This window comes from Chamaesiphon sp. VAR_48_metabat_135_sub, assembly GCF_031418915.1.
Taxonomy (GTDB): domain Bacteria; phylum Cyanobacteriota; class Cyanobacteriia; order Cyanobacteriales; family Chamaesiphonaceae; genus Chamaesiphon.
This window is the reverse complement of record NZ_JANOJV010000263.1, coordinates 1-2,159: the sequence shown is the minus strand read 5'-3', so window position 1 is coordinate 2,159 and position 2,159 is coordinate 1. Positions and strand designations below refer to the sequence as shown.

The following is a 2,159-nucleotide window of genomic DNA, read 5'->3' as shown; positions in this document are numbered from 1 at the left end:
CTCTTGCTAAGGCACAAAACTTGCCGATGATTAATTTATCGCCGATAAACGGGTAATGATATAGAACATTACGTTCAAAAGCTTCTGAATCTTCTGGATCGTCATAGTAAGTGTAATCTCCAATGATAATATTGGGATTGGACACAGTATTTTGAATGAAGCAGATTTGCGGAAATCCCTTCATTGGATGCTTATCTTTTGGATCTGCTCCGTATAAAATCGTTCGCTCCTAGCTTTCAAAATCCCGAACTGAAGTTAGGTTTCAGGCATTATTGATGTTGTAAATATTTATCCGTCCTACTGACTCTGAAGAATTACACAGGGTCGTTTCTTTGCGGTTTCACTACCTACTGTCGGATCTAGGTTCACCCACCAGATTTCTCCTCTTCGGTACCGCAGATCCCCATTAGGCATCGATTCCATCCCCCACTGTCACATCCCATAATTTAGTCTCAGCTTGATACTCACGACTGTTTGCTAGTTCTGTATAAGCGTCCGCCAACTCTTTCAATAATTGGTTTTTCTTTGCCTGAGACAATACTTCGTTGATAAACTGGCTGCGGTTTTTACTCGATCGATCGACGAACTCTAAAACTTCTTCATCTAGTGTGATACTTACTTTCGCACTCATAATTAAGTCTTACTAGCTAGTAGGATAATAACATCCTAACATATTAGTAAATCGATGCAAGGATTATGGGCTATGAGCATTATTACGGGGTACTTGCTTCAAATGTTGAAATCATCATCAAAGGTTAGGGTAGCTCGATCGACGATGATTAAATGATAAACAAACGACAATTAAATTATTGACGTTTGTATTAGATTTGGGCTTATAAAGCAATCAACGATATGCAAAATTCTGAAGATAGAGAAGTTCCGACGATCGAACTATGAAATAGGAGCTTCTAATTGAGCCTGACTATGAGGACTTTTGAAGGTGAGTTGGGCATTAGTTTTTTGGCAAGCTGTCATTGTTTTGACATGCTCTTGCTCGTCGTCGCGAATATTTACAAACACGTCATACAAGTTGTTGACTGATGGCCGACGGGGTTCGAGTATTTGTCCGGTTTGGAACTCATCAAACATATATAAATCACCATCTCGATAATATTGAATCGCAATTTGCGGTGCGGGTTGCGCTCTCAGTTCCTCGGCGTTTTCTGTTAAATATTTGTTGTAGCTATCGTAGGCATGACCTTCGACCAATTCCATGAAGTTATAGGCTGCTTTTGAGTTACCAACGGTAAAAGATTTGGCGAAGATGGAGTGTTGAGGCTATTCTAAAGAAATAATTAAGCTCGATCTAATCGATCGTAAAGTTTAGGTGAGAGCTGCCATCAATTCGGCGACAGGCAAGATTTTTACCACAGGTTTTACCGCACCACCAGAAAACATTAGCCCCCGTTCGATATCGCCTTGGGCGGCTGTACTGAGAGCCTGAAGTAGACAGTAAGTGATTTTTTTGTCTCGACATAGACAGGAATCCAAGCAGTTGGCAATACAGCGTTTTTCGAGGGTGGGTGAATTTTTCAAGACATCTTCGGTAAATTTATTGCCCATCGCGCGGGCGGGTTTACCGACTGGACTGGGGACTGTGACTAGATTTTGGACATGAGCCTGAAGGTGAAATTCCTTGTATTGTCGATCGGCATCACATTCGGCTGTGGTAATAAATCTGGTGCCAATTTGCACGCCAGCGGCTCCAATTGCTAACATTCGATCGATATCCGATCGATCCCAGATTCCACCCGTGACAATAATCGGAATATTCAGTCCGATGCGATCGAGATAAGCTTGTAATTGGGCGATGGTGGTTTCCAAGGTGGAATCGTCAAGCTCTTCACATTGACTGGCAAAATGTCCGCCAATTAACTTGCAATGTTCCAAAATAAACGCATCGGGCAAGCGTTGATAATTGGCGAGCCAGCTAATTTATTAGCTTCAAAAAATCGCTTCGGTTTGGTATCAAAATAAGGGGAATTCAGCCCAATCCCAAAACTAGAAATCAAGCCTAAGCCACCTGCATTCGCCACTGCACCTGCTAAATTAGCCCCAGATACCCTCACCGCCATTGCACCTTGAACGATCGGGTGACGGGCAAGATGTTGACCAATGCGGAGCGATGGGAGATTAGACACGATCGTTATTTCAGCAAT

At 42.5% G+C, this 2,159-nt stretch carries 3 protein-coding genes and 3 pseudogenes; all 6 read right to left on the bottom strand.

Features of this window, described 5'->3' with window-relative positions:
- Positions 1 to 184: pseudogene (locus tag RMO55_RS18450) on the bottom strand (chloramphenicol acetyltransferase); the annotation flags it as partial.
- Positions 185 to 303: 119 nt separating this feature from the next.
- Positions 304 to 414 (bottom strand): annotated as a pseudogene (locus tag RMO55_RS18445) (type II toxin-antitoxin system PemK/MazF family toxin); the annotation flags it as partial.
- Positions 407 to 631 (bottom strand): hypothetical protein, encoded by a 225-nt coding sequence (locus RMO55_RS18440; protein ID WP_310428997.1) that lies wholly within the window; start codon positions 629 to 631, stop codon positions 407 to 409. The gene RMO55_RS18440 and the pseudogene RMO55_RS18445, both read right to left, overlap by 8 nt.
- A gap of 260 nt (positions 632 to 891) precedes the next feature.
- Positions 892 to 1,239 (bottom strand): annotated as a pseudogene (locus tag RMO55_RS18435) (alternative oxidase); the annotation flags it as partial.
- A gap of 84 nt (positions 1,240 to 1,323) precedes the next feature.
- Positions 1,324 to 1,890 carry a nitronate monooxygenase gene (locus RMO55_RS18430; RefSeq protein WP_310428995.1) on the bottom strand — a complete coding sequence of 189 codons (567 nt, stop codon included), beginning with the start codon at positions 1,888 to 1,890 and terminating at the stop codon, positions 1,324 to 1,326.
- The coding region (locus RMO55_RS18425) for a nitronate monooxygenase (protein WP_310428992.1) at positions 1,872 to 2,159 on the bottom strand (288 nt) is incomplete at its 5' end. The genes RMO55_RS18430 and RMO55_RS18425, both read right to left, overlap by 19 nt.